This is a genomic window from Rhodococcus sp. H36-A4 (assembly GCF_027158005.1).
Lineage (GTDB): Bacteria > Actinomycetota > Actinomycetes > Mycobacteriales > Mycobacteriaceae > Rhodococcoides.
This window is the reverse complement of sequence record NZ_JAPVLQ010000004.1, coordinates 161,354-176,972: the sequence shown is the minus strand read 5'-3', so window position 1 is coordinate 176,972 and position 15,619 is coordinate 161,354. Positions and strand designations below refer to the sequence as shown.

General features: G+C 63.2%; 12 protein-coding genes. All 12 read left to right on the top strand.

Annotation, left to right across the window (positions count from 1 at the left end):
* The first annotated feature begins 130 nt into the window (after positions 1-130).
* The 12 genes from mraZ (at position 131) to O1W68_RS12595 (ending at position 15,443) form a co-directional block, all read left to right on the top strand.
* Positions 131-562 (top strand): division/cell wall cluster transcriptional repressor MraZ, encoded by a 432-nt coding sequence (gene mraZ / locus O1W68_RS12650; RefSeq protein ID WP_269304009.1) that lies wholly within the window; start codon positions 131-133, stop codon positions 560-562.
* A gap of 325 nt (positions 563-887) precedes the next feature.
* Positions 888-1,850: a 16S rRNA (cytosine(1402)-N(4))-methyltransferase RsmH gene (rsmH, locus tag O1W68_RS12645; RefSeq protein ID WP_269304504.1), complete on the top strand. Its 963-nt coding sequence runs from the start codon at positions 888-890 to the stop codon at positions 1,848-1,850.
* Positions 1,847-2,575 carry a hypothetical protein gene (locus tag O1W68_RS12640; RefSeq protein ID WP_269304008.1) on the top strand — a complete coding sequence of 243 codons (729 nt, stop codon included), beginning with the start codon at positions 1,847-1,849 and terminating at the stop codon, positions 2,573-2,575. Before rsmH ends, O1W68_RS12640 begins: the two co-directional genes overlap by 4 nt.
* A gap of 110 nt (positions 2,576-2,685) precedes the next feature.
* Positions 2,686-4,521 (top strand): peptidoglycan D,D-transpeptidase FtsI family protein, encoded by a 1,836-nt coding sequence (locus O1W68_RS12635; RefSeq protein ID WP_269304503.1) that lies wholly within the window; start codon positions 2,686-2,688, stop codon positions 4,519-4,521.
* A 188-nt stretch (positions 4,522-4,709) separates the two neighbouring features.
* Positions 4,710-6,311, top strand: coding sequence for a UDP-N-acetylmuramoyl-L-alanyl-D-glutamate--2,6-diaminopimelate ligase (locus O1W68_RS12630; RefSeq protein WP_269304006.1), 1,602 nt, complete (start codon positions 4,710-4,712; stop codon positions 6,309-6,311).
* Positions 6,308-7,837 (top strand): UDP-N-acetylmuramoyl-tripeptide--D-alanyl-D-alanine ligase, encoded by a 1,530-nt coding sequence (locus O1W68_RS12625; RefSeq protein ID WP_269304005.1) that lies wholly within the window; start codon positions 6,308-6,310, stop codon positions 7,835-7,837. The genes O1W68_RS12630 and O1W68_RS12625 overlap by 4 nt, the downstream gene beginning before the upstream one ends.
* Complete coding sequence (gene mraY / locus O1W68_RS12620) at positions 7,834-8,913, top strand: phospho-N-acetylmuramoyl-pentapeptide-transferase (protein WP_084346613.1); 1,080 nt, start codon at positions 7,834-7,836, stop codon at positions 8,911-8,913. Before O1W68_RS12625 ends, mraY begins: the two co-directional genes overlap by 4 nt.
* Before the next feature lie 6 nt (positions 8,914-8,919).
* Positions 8,920-10,407 (top strand): UDP-N-acetylmuramoyl-L-alanine--D-glutamate ligase, encoded by a 1,488-nt coding sequence (gene murD, locus O1W68_RS12615; RefSeq protein WP_269304003.1) that lies wholly within the window; start codon positions 8,920-8,922, stop codon positions 10,405-10,407.
* Between the two features lie 74 nt (positions 10,408-10,481).
* Entirely contained in the window at positions 10,482-11,906 is a 1,425-nt protein-coding gene (ftsW, locus tag O1W68_RS12610; RefSeq protein ID WP_269304001.1) for a putative lipid II flippase FtsW, read from the top strand.
* The gene (gene murG, locus O1W68_RS12605) at positions 11,894-13,072 is read left to right on the top strand and encodes an undecaprenyldiphospho-muramoylpentapeptide beta-N-acetylglucosaminyltransferase (RefSeq protein WP_442972366.1); all 1,179 of its coding nucleotides are present in this window, start codon (positions 11,894-11,896) and stop codon (positions 13,070-13,072) included. Before ftsW ends, murG begins: the two co-directional genes overlap by 13 nt.
* Positions 13,073-13,089: 17 nt before the next feature.
* A complete protein-coding gene (gene murC, locus O1W68_RS12600) occupies positions 13,090-14,574 on the top strand; it encodes a UDP-N-acetylmuramate--L-alanine ligase (RefSeq protein ID WP_269303999.1) in 1,485 nt (494 codons plus the stop codon).
* On the top strand, positions 14,571-15,443 hold the full coding sequence (locus O1W68_RS12595) for a cell division protein FtsQ/DivIB (RefSeq protein ID WP_269303998.1): 873 nt from the start codon (positions 14,571-14,573) through the stop codon (positions 15,441-15,443). Before murC ends, O1W68_RS12595 begins: the two co-directional genes overlap by 4 nt.
* The last annotated feature ends 176 nt before the right edge of the window (positions 15,444-15,619 follow it).

Below are 15,619 nucleotides of genomic sequence, written 5' to 3'. Positions count from 1 at the left end.
CCACAGTCTTCCACCGCTTTGAGCTGGGTTTTTCTGAAGAAGACAGGAAATGAATCCTCGCTTGGGATTGATAGTGGGGGGAAGTGGGGTAAAGTGGTGGACAGCGAAGGGTTGAGGTAGGAGGTGTCGAGTGTTCCTCGGTACTTACACGCCAAAGCTCGACGACAAGGGTCGGTTGACGTTGCCGGCGAAGTTCCGCGAAGCGCTTTCTGGAGGTGTGATGGTGAGCAAAGGGCAGGATCACAGCCTCGCTGTCTACACCCCGGAAGAGTTTGCCGAGCGGGTTCGCAAGCTCACCGAAGCCTCGCGGTCGAATCCCGTCGCACGTGCATACATCAGGCAGTTGGGTGCCGGCACCGACGAGCAGCAGCTCGACGGGCAGGGGCGGATCATGATCAGCGCCGACCATCGGCGCTATGCGAATCTTGGACGCGAAGTCGTCGTCAACGGCTCCATCGAGTTCATCGAGATCTGGAACCAAGAGTCCTGGACTCGCTACTCGGCGGAAAGCGAGCAGAGTTTCTCCGACGCCTTCGACGAATCCCTCGGAGGGATTATGTAGCCCTTCGAATCACCGCCGAGTGCCGCGAGGCCTCTGCCCGATCAGAACCCTGACGTTCTTCCCCAACGCCAGGTTTCACAGATCAGGAACCTGACGTTCTTCCCCAACGCCAGGATCCCTATCGGACAGGGACCTCGAAGCATTCGACACCGTTCATCTCTTCCATCCGCTCGCCGAGCACAAGGTGCGCCAAGCAAGACCGGGAGGAATCATTGTGGAAGGCGAGTCTCAGCCGCCCGTCCCGGACAACCCTCCTGACCGTCCTGGAAATACCGTAGGACCGTCGCAGGGATCCAATGCATCGAATACCCCACGTGCCAAGCATATTCCGGTTCGGTTAGGCCGAGCCGACGAACTGCTCGGTCCCGCGTTGACCGCAGTAGGCCCCGGTGGAGAAGGCAGCGTCATGATCGACGCCACCCTCGGGCTCGGGGGCCACTCCGAACACTTTTTGCGCACCTACCCCGGTGTCCGTCTGATCGGTCTCGATCGGGATCCGGCCGCTCTCGATCTCGCGAGTCGGCGCCTGTCCGAATTCTCCGACAGGACAACCTTCGTGCATACGACATACGACGGAATCGGTGCCGCGCTCGAAGAGGCAGGTCTGCCCGAGTACGAGTCGGTACATGCGATTCTGTTCGACCTCGGTGTTTCGTCGATGCAGTTGGACGAGGCCGAACGTGGATTCGCCTATTCGATAGACGCGCCTCTGGACATGCGGATGGACTCGACGGTGGGAATTACTGCCGCGGACATCCTCAATACCTACAGTCATGGCGACATCGCGCGGGTGCTCAGTACCTATGGCGAAGAGCGGTTCGCGGGTCGTATCGCATCGGCGATACTTCGTCGTCGAGCGATCACACCCTTCACCACGAGCGGTGCCCTGGTGGAACTTCTCTACGAGTCGATTCCGGCAGCGACGCGCCGCACGGGCGGACATCCGGCGAAGCGTACTTTTCAAGCTCTGCGCGTCGAGGTGAACGGTGAGCTCGATTCGCTGGAGAAGGCAGTGCCTGCCGGTCTGGATGCACTCTCGATCGGCGGACGAGTGGTGTTCATGTCCTACCAGTCGCTCGAGGATCGAGTAGTCAAGAAGGAACTGGCTCCGCGCGTCAAATCGCGCAGCCCGGAGGGCCTTCCGGTCGAGCTCCCCGGGATGGGTCCTGAGTTCGCCCTGCTTACCCGAGGGGCCGAACGCGCTTCGGATCAAGAAATCGAAGACAACCCGCGTTCGGCGCCTGTGCGCCTGCGTGCAGCCGAGCGCATCGCAAGGAGAGCGGCATGACAATCACCGCGGGTTCGGCAGGAACTCGGCGCACGCGTCGAACACGAGCGACCTCGACGGAGACTGGCGCTGCACGCTCCGGTGCTGCGCTGCGCGCCTACGAGCGTCGTCAGCAGCGAGCCACGGTGCACTCCGGGGACGGAACGGCCACCAGTCACGGTGCTGCTCGCTTATCGCTGTCCGGGGCGTCGATGACGGCCCGTATCCCGTTCGTCGCTCTGATCATCGGGCTGTTGTCCCTCGGGCTCGGTCTGACGCTGCTGCTGACGACTCGATCGGCGGGGGATTCTTACGACCTGTCCGACGCCAAGGCATACAACGAGGGACTTGTTCAGGAACGTGCCTCGCTTCAACGCGACGTCGAATTAGCCGACTCGGCACCAGAACTCGCGAGGCGTGCCGCTGAAATGGGGATGGTACCCGCAGCGAATGTTGCGCGTCTCGTCGTCGCGCCCGATGGTTCCGTGCAGGTGATCGGGACGCCGGCTCCCGCGGAAGGCAAGCCGGTCGCGCCCTTGGATCCTCCGGATTCGCAGAGTGTTTCGCCGACACAGTCATCCCTATCGGTCACTCCGCGCTCCGCTTCCTCTCCCACACGTCCAACACCCGCCACGCCGAACACTTCCATTGACGCTCGTGCCGGGTCTCTCGGTGAACAATTGGTTCCCATGAGTACCCAGTCGGAAAGTCCGTCGCCGGAGAGCGCGTCGGGTAGTCGGCAGTGACACGGCCGACCACCGGAACAGCTGGACGTCCACGGTCGACACGTCGAGCACCGGGGGTCGGCGCGCGAGACGGCGCCAGGAGGCCCGCGACTCGACCATCAGGATCGTCCCTGCCGCCTCGAAACCCTCGCCGAGGGCGGTTCGACGCGTCGTCGTTCGGCTTCCGGAGCGGCTTCGGCCGAGTTCTGATGTTCGGTGTGCTCGCAGTCGTTGCGTTGCAGCTCTTGTGGATCATGGGGATCGATGGGTCTCGGCTGTCGGCAGAGGCGGCGTCGCAACGCACGACCACGCTGGTCGATCCTGCTACCCGAGGCGCTATCACCGATCGCAACGGCAAGCCGATCGCGTTCACGATGGAGGCCAAAGCGCTGACGTTCCAGCCGGTCCGTGTTCGTAAAGAGTTGGACGAGGCGCGAGCCAAGGATCCGACCAAGCCGGGAACCGACGATCGTCTGAAGGCCATTGCTGCCGGACTTCACGATGAACTCGGTGATATCGCGAGCGAAAAGGACATCCTCGCGAAGCTGAAGAGCAACGAAGAATTCACCTACCTCGTGCGTGGAGTCGATTCGACGGTCGCAACCAAGATCAGCGAGGAATTCGAAGAAGTAGGACTGGAAAGACAGGACATCCGCGAATACCCGGGTGGATCGCTCGCCGCGAACATGGTGGGAGCAACGGGTTACGACGGACACGGTCTGCTGGGGCTGGAAGATTCGCTCGATTCCACACTCGCAGGAACCGACGGATCTCAGACGTACGACCGCGGGTCCGACGGCGCGGTCATTCCGGGTAGCTGGCGTGACAAGCAACCCGCCGTCAACGGCTCGAGTGTCGAATTGACGATCGACGCCGATCTCCAGTACTACGTGCAGCAGCAGGTGCAGTTGGCAAAAGATCTGTCCGGCGCGAAGGATGCTTCCGCTTTTGTGCAGGATGTGCACACCGGCGAGGTTCTCGCCATGTCGAACGACAACACCTTCAACCCAGGTATAGGGGTCGGCAACAACGACAAGAACAAGCAGATGGGCAACCTCCCTGTCACGACCCCCTTCGAGCCCGGTTCGGTGAACAAGATCATCACCGCGGCAGCCGCGATCGAATACGGTCTGACCACACCCGACGAGGTTCTGCAAGTACCTGGAAATATCTTCATGTCCGGCGTTTCGGTCAAGGACGCATGGGAGCACGGCGTGGCTCCGTACACGACGACGGGAGTGTTCGGAAAGTCCTCCAACGTCGGGACTCTGATGCTCGCCCAGCGTGTGGGCGAGGATCGATACTCCGACATGTTGTCCCGTTTCGGGCTCGGTCAGCGTAGTGACGTCGGTCTGCCGGGTGAGAGTGCCGGCAGCGTCCCGAGCCGCGACCAATGGTCGGGCGGCACATTCGCCAACCTTCCTATCGGGCAGGGTTTGTCGATGACACTGCTCCAGATGACGGCCATGTACCAGGCCATCGCCAACGACGGTGTTCGGATTCCACCACGGATCATTCGTTCGACGACGGGTCCGAGCGGAGATACGACCGAGACCGAGCAGCCGGAGGGTGTATACGTCGTCAGCCCGCAGACTGCCTCGACCGTCCGTGACATGTTTCGCTCCGTCACTCAGGACGACACCGGTAATCAACGGGGAACCGGAGTTGCGGCCGGTGTGCCCGGCTACCAAATCAGCGGCAAGACCGGTACAGCGCAGCAGGTCGACCCGGAGTGCAAGTGCTACTCGAACTCGAACTACTGGATCACGTTCGCGGGGATCGCGCCCGCCGACGATCCGCGGTACGTGATTGGAATAATGCTCGACGCACCGTCGCGGAGTGCCGACGGATCGGGTGGTCAGTCTGCCGCGCCGCTATTCCACAACATCGCTAGCTGGATGCTTCAGCGCGACAGCGTGCCACTGTCGGCCGATCCCGGACGCAAACTGGTTCTGCAGGCCGACTGACATGATTAGCGTCTGGTCTGTGATCGCGATCGACGAATCGGGCCAGCTCCCGATTCGGGTCCGGGTGCACTCGCCGGTAACCTGACTCGTCGGCCTCTTCCACACATTCGGGGGTTTTGATATCAGTGTCGACGACCGCGCCCCCGGCGGAACCGAGACATCCTCGCAGCCGGGCAGAAAGGAGCACAGTGACCGTGCCAGAAGTGCCGCAGCCTGCTCCGACGGCGTTTCGCCCGTCGAAGCCGCCCCACACGTCGGTCGAGGACCTTGCCGACGCGTCGAACGCGGTGGTCGTAGACGGTGAGGTGACGCAGCGAATTCCTGTCACCGGCATCGACCTGCGCGCTCAGGGCATCGAGCGCGGCGACCTTTTCGCGGCGCTTCCTGGATCGTCCGTACATGGTGCGACGTTCGTCGAGGACGCGCTGGACCGGGGTGCCGTCGCGATCCTCACCGATTCCGAGGGCATGGGCATCGTGCGTGGCAAGTATCCGCAGTTGCCGGTGCCGGTCTTGCTTCACGAGAGTCCGAGGATGATCCTCGGAACCGTCTCGGCACTCGTCTACGGCAATCCTTCCGAGAACATGACGGTCATCGGTATTACCGGCACGTCCGGAAAGACGACGACGGCGTATCTTCTCGAGGCCGCCTTGGTCGCTGCAGGCAGGGTGACGGGGTTGATCGGGACCATCGAGACGAAGATGGCCGGCTCCAGGGTCCCGAGTGCCCTCACCACTCCGGAAGCCCCTCAATTGCACGCGTTGTTCGCGGTGATGCTCGAACGCGGCATCGACACGGTGGTCATGGAGGTGTCCAGTCATGCCTTGGCGCTGGGCCGCGTCGACGGCACGGTGTTCTCGGTCGGCGCTTTCACCAACCTGTCACAGGATCATCTGGACTTCCACGGTTCCCTCGAGGACTACTTCCAGGCGAAGAGTCGACTGTTCACCGCTGAGTCGCGTGTCCGAAGCCGCTCGGCCGTCGTGTGTATCGACGACGATTGGGGAAAGCGGATGGCCGAGATAGCTCGTGCGGCCGGCACGAGCGTCGTGACAGCCTCGGTCGCTGCGCACTCCGATTGGACGATCTCAAACTGGTCGAAGGAAGCCAACGGAACGCAGACTTTTTCGATCGTCGAACCGGGCGGCGCGAGCTACCCCGCCGAAATTCGGCTACCCGGCCGATACAACATTGCCAATGCGGTACTTGCCGCTGCAGCATGTTCGGCGGCAGGGGTAGATGTCCGCCGCGCGATCCGCGGTATGTCCGAGGTCGACGTCCCCGGCAGGGTGCAACGCATCGTTCGCGGCCAGGACTTTCTGGCGGTGGTCGACTACGCACACAAGCCGGCCGCAGTGGAAGCCGTCATCGAGACATTGCGAGAACAGACCTCGGGGCGAATTGCGGTGGTCCTCGGTGCAGGCGGTGATCGAGACAAAGCGAAGCGCCCGTTGATGGGCGCCGCCGGAGCGCGCGGGGCGGACCTGCTGGTGATCACCGACGACAATCCACGCTCGGAGGACCCGTCGGCGATCCGAGACGCGATGTTCGACGGGGCGCTGGCCGTCGACCCGCAGTCGCGCGGGGAGGTCCGAAACGTAGCCGGTCGAGAATCCGCCATCACCGAGGCTGTGAAGTGGGCCAGGGCGGGCGACGTCGTTCTGGTCGCGGGAAAGGGCCACGAAACCGGACAGGACATCGCGGGTGTGAAGTATCCATTCGATGATCGGGTGGTTCTTGCTGCCGCCATCGACAGCAGGATCGACGCAGAAGCAGGAGATCCATCGTGAAAGCGTTGACACTCGACCAGATCGCGACCATCGTCGGCGGAACCCTGCACGAGGTGCCGGACCCGTCGCGGATCGTCGACGGGTCGGTCGAGTTCGATTCCCGCAAGGTAACCCCGGGAGGTCTGTTCTTGGCGTTGCCGGGAGCAAAGGTCGATGGACACGACCACGCAGCCGCAGCAGTGGCCGCGGGTGCCGTAGCAGTCCTGGCTGCCCGTCCCGTCGGGGTGCCCGCAATCGTGGTCGAACGCGTTGCGCACGACGGTCGAGCCATGGCTCTCGAGCACGATAGCGATGGATCAGGAGCCGCGGTTCTCGGCGCGTTGGCTGCATTGGCTCGTGCCTCTGTTGTCGACCTGGCGAATACGACGTCTCTGACGGTCGTCGGCGTGACCGGATCCTCGGGAAAGACATCGACGAAGGATCTACTCGCCTCGGTACTGGCACCGCTGGGTTCCGTTGTTGCGCCGCCCGGGTCGTTCAACAACGAACTGGGCCATCCGTGGACGGCCCTTCGGGCCGACGAATCCACGAAGTTCCTGGTGCTCGAGTTGTCCGCGCGTGGTGTGGGGCACGTGGCCGCTTTGGCCTCGATCGCGCCTCCGCGAATCGGCGTCGTACTGAACGTGGGAACGGCCCATCTCGGCGAGTTCGGATCGAGAGAGAAGATCGCGCTTGCCAAGGGCGAATTGATCGAAGCGCTTCCGGATGCCGCGAACGGCGGAGTGGCGATTCTCAACGCGGATGATCCGCTGGTGTTGTCGATGAGGTCACGGACGTCGGCTCGAGTGGTCACTGTCGGGCATTCGGCAGAAGCCGATGTTCGAGCAACGGACGTCGAGCTCGACGCCGACGCCCGTGCGAGCTTCACTCTCGTTACCTCTACCGGGAGCGTCGGCATCGCTCTCGCCGTCCACGGTGAACATCAGGTAGGCAACGCGCTGGCCGCGGCCGCCGTGGCCCTCGAATGCGGCGCGAGCCTGGAGACGATCGCAACCGCGCTTGCCGGTTCCAATGCCACCTCGGTTCGCCGAATGGATGTTCGTACCCGTCCCGACGGGGTGACCGTCGTCAACGATTCGTACAACGCCAATCCCGACTCGATGCGGGCGGCGCTCAAGGCACTGGTGTCGATGTCGCGCTCGGGCAGCGGGCCGCGTCGACGGACGTGGGCCGTATTGGGTGAAATGGGTGAACTGGGTCCAGAATCTGTCATCGAGCACGACGCGATCGGCAGGCTTGCCGTGCGACTCGATGTGAGTCGTCTGGTGATCGTCGACTCCGGTCGTCCGACACGAGCGCTCCACCAGGGCGCGGTGATGGAAGGGTCGTGGGGTGAGGAGTCGATGCTCGTGTCCAGCGATGCGGAGGCAATCGCGGTTTTGCGACGAGAGGTGTTGCCCGGTGACATCGTGCTGGTGAAGGCTTCGCAGTCGGTCGCGTTGTGGTCGGTGGCCGATGCGTTGCTGGAAGCGCCGAACGAGGCAGATGGAGAGAACGAGACGATGACACCGGAGGAATCGCAGTGAGACAGATCCTCTTCGCCGGAGGCATTGCACTCGCTGTGGCGATCCTGCTCACGCCTGTGCTGATCAAGGCGTTTTCGAAGCAAGGATTCGGGCAGGAGATTCGGGTCGAGGGGCCCGCAAGTCACCAGTCCAAGCGCGGGACTCCCACGATGGGCGGTGTTGCGATCCTCGCCGGGCTGTGGGCCGGGTACTGGGGTTCGCATCTCATCGGTATCGGTTACGAAGCGGACGGGCCGTCGGCTTCGGCCCTTCTGGTTCTGGGTTTGACCACGGTGCTGGGCCTGGTGGGTTTCCTCGACGACTTCATCAAGATTCGTAAGCAGCGAAATCTCGGCCTGAACAAGACTGCCAAGCTGGTGGGTCAACTTTTTGCCGCAGTAATTTTCGGCGTCCTTGCCCTGCAGTTCCGAGGGCCGAACGGGCTCACCCCCGGAAGTACCCAACTGTCCTACGTGCGTGACATCGCCACCGTCAGCATGGGTTCGATCGTCTTCATCGTGTGGTGCTACTTCCTGGTGACGGCCTGGTCCAATGCGGTCAATCTGACCGACGGACTCGACGGTCTGGCGGCGGGTTCGATGACGTTGGTTCTCGGTGCGTACACGGTCATCACGTTCTGGCAGTACCGCCAGGCATGTTCCACGAACCCCGGGCCCGGTTGCTACGACGTTCGCGATCCGCTCGACCTTGCACTGATCTGCGCGGCGGCGGCGGGTGCGTGTATCGGATTCCTGTGGTGGAATGCCGCGCCCGCAAAGATATTCATGGGTGACACCGGGTCCTTGGCGTTGGGCGGTCTGCTTGCCGGATTGTCCATCGTGACGAGGACCGAGCTGATCATGGTGGTCATCGCTGCACTGTTCGTTGCCGAGGCAGCGTCGGTCGTGATCCAGGTTGCAGTCTTCCGCTCCAGTCGACGACGAGTGTTCCGAATGGCCCCGTTCCATCATCACTTCGAGCTCGCCGGGTGGGCGGAAACCACGGTAATCATCAGATTCTGGCTTCTGGCCGCCATCGCGTCGGCCGTCGGGTTGGCGCTGTTCTACAGCGAATATCTCGCTGCAATCGGAGGGTAGATACACGTGTCCGAGACTGCCGACGCGACCGGATACGACGAAGATCTTTCGTGGCTACGGGGACGGACCGTCCTTGTCGCCGGCTCTCGCGTGTCCGGCTTGGCGACGGTGCCGCCGCTTCTCGAGTTGGGAGCGGCGGTTCTGGTCACCGACTCGGATCCGGGTGCGCTGGACAACGCTCGCGCACTCGGAGCGAGCGTCGTGTTGCAGGACGAGCTACTCGCAGACACCGACCGAATCGGTGCCGTCGCACTGGTGGTGACGAGCCCTGGATTACGAGCTGATTCGCCGGTGTTGGCGGCGGCGGCGAACCACAGTATTCCCATCTGGGGCGACGTGGAGTTGTCGTGGCGGATCGATCGTGCCGGAATCTACGGCCCGCCGACGCGATGGCTGGTCGTCACCGGTACCAACGGCAAAACTACGACAACGTCGATGCTGGCGTCGATCTTGAAGTCCGCAGGGATCGACAGCGTCGCGTGCGGGAACATCGGTCTGCCGATACTCGATGCCCTTCGGCTCTCGCCGCATCCGCAGGTGTTGGCAGTCGAACTGTCGTCGTTCCAGTTGTTCTGGGCGCCATCGGTGCGTCCCGCCGCGGGGACAGTGCTCAATATCGCGGAAGACCATCTCGATTGGCACGGTGGCATGGATGGTTACGTCGAGTCCAAGGCCCGGGCGCTGAACGGTGATATCGCTGTGGTCGGTCTCGACGACGCCCGCGCCGCCGCGCTCTCGGCGACATCGACGGCGGACCGTGTGATCGGATTCCGACTGTCCGAGCCTGCGGCCGGCGAGTTCGGCATCATCGGTGATCACTTGGTGGACAACGCGTTCGCCGATCGTGAGCAGATCGTGCCGGTGACGGCAGTGCTGCCCGCAGGTCCCGCCGGGTGGATGAACGCGCTCGCAGCCTCTGCTCTGGCCCGCGCGATCGGCGTCGGTGCGGAGCATGTGGCCGACGGTATTCGTACTTACGAGGTCGGGCCCCATCGCGGCGCCGTGGTTCGCACGACGAACGAAGTGAAGTTCGTGGACGATTCGAAGGCCACGAACCCGCATGCTGCGCGGTCTTCGCTCCTCGCGTATCCCCGCGTCGTGTGGATCGCAGGGGGGCTGCTGAAGGGCGCTGCCATCGACGAACTCGTCGTCGAGATTGCTCCGCGTCTCGTCGCCGCACTTGTCATCGGCCGCGATGGGACGCAGATCGCAGAGGCGGTGGCGCGACACGCGCCGGATGTTCCAGTTGTGCGGTATCCGGCGGGAGACGATGCTGATGTGACTCATGTTGCTGAAGATGCTGACGTAGTGATGCGGGCGGTCGTCCAGGAGGCAGCACGTCGAGCGCGGCCGGGCGACGCCGTGTTGCTGGCCCCGGCAGCGGCGTCTCTCGACATGTTCGTCGACTATGGGCATCGCGGTCGCAGCTTCGCCGAGGCCGTAGTCGATCTCGACTCCGCGGATATCGGTCGCGGCGTCGGGCCGGTAACGTGAGTACCGCTACCGGTCGATCTCGACCCGGCTCCGGCCCGTCCAACGCCGGACCACGGACCAGAATCGGCTTGTGGATGCGCCGACCGCTTGCGTCGTTCCATCTGATCGTCACCATTGCGGCCCTGCTCACCATCCTCGGGCTGGTCATGGTGCTGTCCTCTTCCGCTGCCGAGGCCTATGCGACGGACGGCTCCGCCTATTCACTCTTCACACAGCAGCTGATCGGCGTCGCACTCGGTGTCGTTGCGTTCTACATTGCGCTGCGTATGTCGGTTCGGATGCTTCGAAAGCTGTCGTTCCCGCTGTTCTGCATCTCGGTGGTCATGCTGATGCTCGTCTTGATTCCGGGTGTGGGATCCGAAGGCGCGGACGGTGCGCGTCGATGGTTCAACATCGCTGGAGTCTCGTTCCAGCCCTCCGAACTAGCCAAAGTCACGCTCGTCTTGTGGGGTGCACATCTGCTGGCCTCGCGGCGCAGCGAGCATGCCAGCTTGAAGTCGCTACTCATCCCATTGGTACCTGCATCGTTGTTGATGTGCGCGCTGGTTGTGCTGCAGCCGAACTTGAGTACGGCCATTGCCATCGGCATCATCCTCGTCTCGCTCTTGTGGTTCGCCGGGCTCAATGCTCGGTTGTTCGGAATCCTGGTGGTCGGCGGAATCGGCGCCGCGACCGTGCTGGCATTCACTGCGGGCTATCGCTCGGACCGGATCAAGGGATGGCTCAACCCGGGGGACGATCCGCAGGGTCTGGGATATCAGTCCAAGCAAGCGCGGTATTCCCTGGCCGACGGTGGACCCTTCGGTGTCGGCCTCGGTCAGAGCCGCGCCAAGTGGAGCTATCTTCCCAACGCGCACAACGACTTCATCTTCGCGATCATCGGCGAGGAGCTCGGCTTCATCGGGTGCCTGGCAGTATTGGGTCTTTTCGCCCTGTTCGTATACACCGGCCTCCGCATTGCCATGCGATCCGTCGATCCGTTCCTTCGTCTTCTGGCGGCCGGTTCGACGACCTGGATCTTCGCCCAGGCGATGATCAATATCTGCTATGTCGTCGGGCTGCTTCCGGTGACGGGTCTGCAGCTGCCGCTGGTGTCCTACGGTGGATCTTCTACCGCGATCACGCTGCTCATGTTCGGTATCATCGCCAACGCTGCGAGACACGAACCCGAAGCGATCGCGGCGTTGCACGCAGGCAGGGACAGCCGGCTCGATCGAGTGCTCCGGCTTCCGATGCCCGCATCGTTCTCGCCTCTGCGCGCAGCCGCCGCTCGATCCAAATCGACCAGGCCTGCCCTCGACCAGGAGGACCGCCGTCGGCTTGCGGCACGTGCAGAGAGCGGTCGTTCGGCCGCGCGTGAACACGCGCAGGTAGGCGGGGCAGCGAATCGAGCACGTCGTGGGGCCCCAGGTGAACAACGGTCCGATCCTCGCCGTCGGGTCCCGAGGCAACCCGGCGCGCGGCGCAACCACCCCGATGGGCAAGGATATCGACGGTGAATGCACGAACTCGACCGCCGGTCACCAGAGCACTGTCCGTAGTCGTAGCGGGCGGAGGGACTGCAGGACACATCGAGCCTGCCCTTGCCGTCGCCGACGCACTACGCGCCCTCGATCCCGAGATGCGGATCACCGCGCTCGGAACCGAACGTGGACTCGAGACCACCCTCGTGCCGGCGCGTGGATATCCGCTTGCACTGATTCCTCCTGTTCCGCTTCCGCGCAAACCGACACTCGATTTGCTGCGATTGCCGGGAAAACTCGTTCGATCGGTCCGTAGGACCAAGAAAGTGTTCTCCGAGACCGAAGCGGATGTGCTCGTGGGATTCGGCGGATACGTCGCTCTCCCCGCCTACATCGCGGCGCGGTGCGCTCGTGACAGTCGACGCATACCGATCGTTCTGCACGAGGCCAACGCCAGTGCAGGGATTGCCAACAAGGTCGGTGCCCGTCTGGCTACTCGGGTGCTGGCGGCAGTGCCGGGATCGGGCGTATCCGCTCGCGGCGCGCAGGATGCAGAGATAGTCGGAATACCTGTCCGACCCACGATCACCGGGCTGAACAGAGCGTCTCGCCGTGGAGAAGCGCGAGCCCACTTCGGGTTGCCTGCGGACGGCCCCGTGCTACTGGTGTTCGGCGGATCGCAAGGTGCACGCTCGCTGAACGACGCAGTGTCCGGCGCCGCAGCCGAACTCGCCGCCGCGGGGGTCTCGGTCCTGCATGCACACGGCCCGAAGAACACCGTCGACGTCGAGTCGATCGAAGGAGCAACGACTGCGTATATTGCGGTTCCGTACCTCACCCGCATGGATCTGGCTTACGCGGCCGCGGATCTGGCGATGTGCCGCTCCGGTGCCATGACCGTGGCCGAGGTGTCGGCGACGGGGCTGCCCGCTGTGTATGTACCGTTGCCGCACGGCAACGGCGAGCAAGAACTGAATGCTCGGCCTGTCGTGGATGCGGGGGGCGGGATACTGGTGCAGGACGCGCAGATCGACGCCTCCTACGTCGGTAGCGTGATCGTGGACTTGATCACCGACACCGAGCGGATCGCTGCCATGTCCATCGCAGCGGGGAGTGCGGGTCATCGCGACGCTGCAGCTACGGTTGCCGAGATCGTGGTCGACGTCGCCTCGGCTCGACCAAACGAATCGTCACTGTCGTGACGGGTGAAAGGACGGACATGTCCGAGCTTCCAGCCGAGCTCGCGAGAGTGCACATGGTCGGTATCGGCGGTGCCGGTATGTCGGGCATCGCACGGATTCTGCTGGCTCGTGGCGGCCAGGTCTCTGGATCCGATGCCAAGGAGAGCCGCGGTGTTCTTGCGCTTCGTGCACGTGGTGCCCAAGTCCGGGTAGGGCACGACAGTTCAGCGTTGGACATGCTGCCGGGTGGACCCACAGTCGTCGTCACGACGCTCGCTGCGATTCCGAAAGACAACCCCGAACTCGTCGCGGCCGAGGAGCGGGGTATTCCGATCGTGCTGCGGCCTGCGGTGTTGTCCTCGTTGATGGACGGGTATCGGGCCCTGCTGGTGTCCGGGACCCATGGAAAGACCTCTACGACGTCGATGCTCGTGGTTGCGCTGCAACATTGCGGATTCGATCCCTCTTTCGCCGTCGGCGGTGAGCTCAACGAGGCCGGTACCAACGCGCACCACGGCAGCGGCGACGTGTTCGTAGCCGAAGCGGACGAGAGCGACGGATCCCTGCTGCAGTACAGCCCGAACGTCGTGATCGTCACCAATATCGAGGCCGATCATCTCGACTACTTCGGCACGACCGAGGCCTACGTACAGGTATTCGACGATTTCGCGGCTTTGCTCGAACCCGGAGGGGTGTTGATCGCCTGCATGGACGACCCGGGGTCCGCTGCCCTCGCTCAGCGAATTCACGCACGCGCTCTGTCAGGGGTTCGGGTGCTCGGCTACGGATCGGCGAACGTCGATGCGGGCGAGGTCGAGATGGCGGTCCGTCTTCTGAATTGGGAACCCGAGGATGTCGGGGGTGTGGCCCAGTTGTTGGTCGAGGGTGAGGAGAAACCTCGGACGTTGCGTCTTGGGGTTCCCGGTCGTCATACAGCGCTCAATGCTCTTGCCGCGTTCAGTGCAGGATGTCAGGTAGGGGCCGGGGTCGATGAACTACTGGCCGGACTCGCCGGATTCGGTGGCGTTCATCGCCGCTTCCAGCTCCGTGGTCGCGAACACGGCGTTCGTGTATTCGACGACTATGCGCACCACCCGACGGAGGTCCGTGCAGTACTGACTGCGGCACAGCAACTCGTCGCTGGAGTCGCGGGCCCAGCCGAGCGTGGACGGGTGATCGTGGTCTTCCAACCTCACCTGTATTCGCGGACCGAAACTTTCGCTTCCGAGTTCGGTACGACGCTGAGCCTTGCCGACGAAGTGGTTGTACTCGATGTGTACGGCGCGCGCGAAGAACCGCTCCCCGGGGTGACCGGCGCGCTGGTGGCAGCGGCGGTGACCGTTCCGGTGAACTATCAGCCGGATCTGTCTTTGGTGGCCAAGCAGGTTGCCGCGCTGGCCGGCCCCGGAGATGTGGTCATCACCATGGGAGCAGGCGACGTCACGATGTTGGCCGGACCGATTCTCGATGCGTTGCGGTCGAAGACCGACTTCAGGATCGGGCAAGGTCGGGCATCGGAGTGACCGGTCGGCCCGAGCGGGGGAGTAGACGCCGGGCCGCCAAGCCCGACCGCACGTCCAAGACAAGACCGAAATCCGTGGTCACACCGAAGAACGCCGAATTCGATGGTAGGTCGAATACCGGTGTGAATTCGGCGGCCGCATCGCACGAGGCGAAGGACCGTGAGCGCAGGCGCGAGGCTCGAGAAGCGGAACGTCTGCGTGTCTCACGGTCGCGTCGCAAACTGGGACTGATCGCGGCGGCGGTGGTGGCCGTGATCGTGGCGGGATTTGCACTGGTGTACCTCACTCCAGTGTTGTCGGTCCGCCAGATCGAGGTCACCGGAAACGTGACGGTTTCCGAGGAAGAAATTGTCACGGACCTCGGCATTCTGCTGGGGGAGAAGCTCGTTCGGGTCGATGTCGGATCAGCTGCACAGCGTGTGGCGGTTATCCCGGCAGTGGCTTCGGTTCGCGTTCAACGGATGTATCCGTCGACCGTGCGGGTGACGGTGACGGAACGAGTGCCTGTGGCGTTCGTGGACGAGCCGGACGGAACTCACCTGCTCGACAAGGACGGCGTCGACTTTGCGGTCGGTACGCCCCCGCCGGGAGTTGTGCGCTTGGTGACCGATACACCCGGTCCAGGGGATGCAGCTACGACAAGCGGACTCGCCGTTCTGGATTCGATGCCTGACGCTCTGCGTGGTCAGGTCGGCGAGGTTCGCGCGAGCTCGATATCGGAGGTCTCCCTTTCGTTGCTCGACGGAAGGACACTCGTGTGGGGGAGTAGCGACAATTCGGAGCGCAAATCCGCTGTGGCGCTTACATTGTTGTCTCAGCCTGGACAGGTTCTGGATGTATCGAGCCCAGATCTACCGACCATCAAGTAGCTGTTCGAGTGACCGGCAGGTACGGTCTGAAGCAAAATCTTTTCGCGGTGCCCGGCGCGCCTAATGGCAGAAGGTTGCACCGATCAATAGCGTTCATCAAGTCGGGTACTTGACATAACTCTAAGCCTATGGTTCAGGTTGAGACTATCCCGCACCCGACAGCCCAGACAAACAAC

Excerpts from the sequence above, each read along its gene's own strand:
- O1W68_RS12640 (WP_269304008.1), top strand. The coding sequence starts at position 1,847 with ATGACAATCACCGCGGGTTCGGCAGGAACTCGGCGCACGCGTCGAACA.
- murC (WP_269303999.1), top strand. The coding sequence starts at position 13,090 with ATGTCCGAGCTTCCAGCCGAGCTCGCGAGAGTGCACATGGTCGGTATC.
- ftsW (WP_269304001.1), top strand. The coding sequence starts at position 10,482 with ATGCGCCGACCGCTTGCGTCGTTCCATCTGATCGTCACCATTGCGGCC.